At 36.9% G+C, this 1024-nt stretch carries 1 protein-coding gene; it reads left to right on the top strand.

What is annotated here, in order from left to right:
• A partial coding sequence (locus tag BG20_RS04895; protein WP_010191668.1) for a class I tRNA ligase family protein occupies positions 1 to 1024 on the top strand: 1024 nt, incomplete at both ends.

Genomic DNA, 1024 nt, shown 5'->3' with positions numbered 1-1024 from the left:
GGTGTCACCAATCAAACTGATCCAAAACTAGAAGAGGCAACAAAGGAAGTTTACGGAAAAGAGTTCTATGGTGGAAAACTAAAGGCAAACACTGAACAGTTTTCAGGAATCAAAGTTGCATATGCCAAAGATACCATAAAAGAATGGCTAATCAAAAACAAACATGCAGATATTTTACTAGAGCTAACAAACACTCCAGTTAGATGCAGATGCGGAGCTGAATGTGTAGTTAAGGTACTAAACAACCAATGGTTCCTAAACTATGGCGACAAAGACTGGAAGGAATTAGCTACCAAGTGCTTTGATGAGATGAGCATTTTACCACAAGAGATTAGATCAGAGTTTAACTATGTAATTGGTTGGCTACGAGAGCGAGCTTGTGCAAGACAACATGGATTGGGAACCAAACTACCATGGGATAAAGACTGGATTGTAGAGAGTCTATCTGATTCTGTAATATACATGGCATACTATACAATTTCAAAATATGTAAACAATGGAACACTGCATGCAGAAAAATTATCTGGAGAATTCTTTGATTACATCTTTTTGGGCAAAGGTAATGTAAACAATGTATCTACAATTACAGGATTGTCAGGTGATACAATTAATAAAATCAAAAAAGAGTTTGATTACTTTTATCCAGTGGACTCGAGGCATTCAGGTCGTGACCTTGTTCCAAATCACTTGACATTTTTTGTACTAAATCATGTTGCAATATTTCCAGAAAGTAACTGGCCAAAAGAGATCGTAGTTAATGGTTCTGTTCTGATGAATGGTTCCAAAATGTCAAAGAGTATGGGAAATATTATTCCACTACGTAAAGCAATTCAAGATTACGGTGCAGACCCAATCAGATTGGCAATAATCATATCTGCAGAGTTGCTCCAAGATGCAGACTTTAACATGGAGTCAGTCTCTGGAATTCAAAACAAACTAGAATCATTGTTCCACGAGTGCTCGAGGCTAAAAGCTGAGAAAATTGACACTTTGGAGGCTGAAGACAAGTGGATTTTATCAAAAA

Source organism: Candidatus Nitrosarchaeum limnium BG20 (genome assembly GCF_000241145.1).
GTDB lineage: Archaea > Thermoproteota > Nitrososphaeria > Nitrososphaerales > Nitrosopumilaceae > Nitrosarchaeum > Nitrosarchaeum limnae.
Note: the sequence above shows the minus strand (reverse complement) of the source record. Positions and strands in the feature narration are given on the sequence as shown.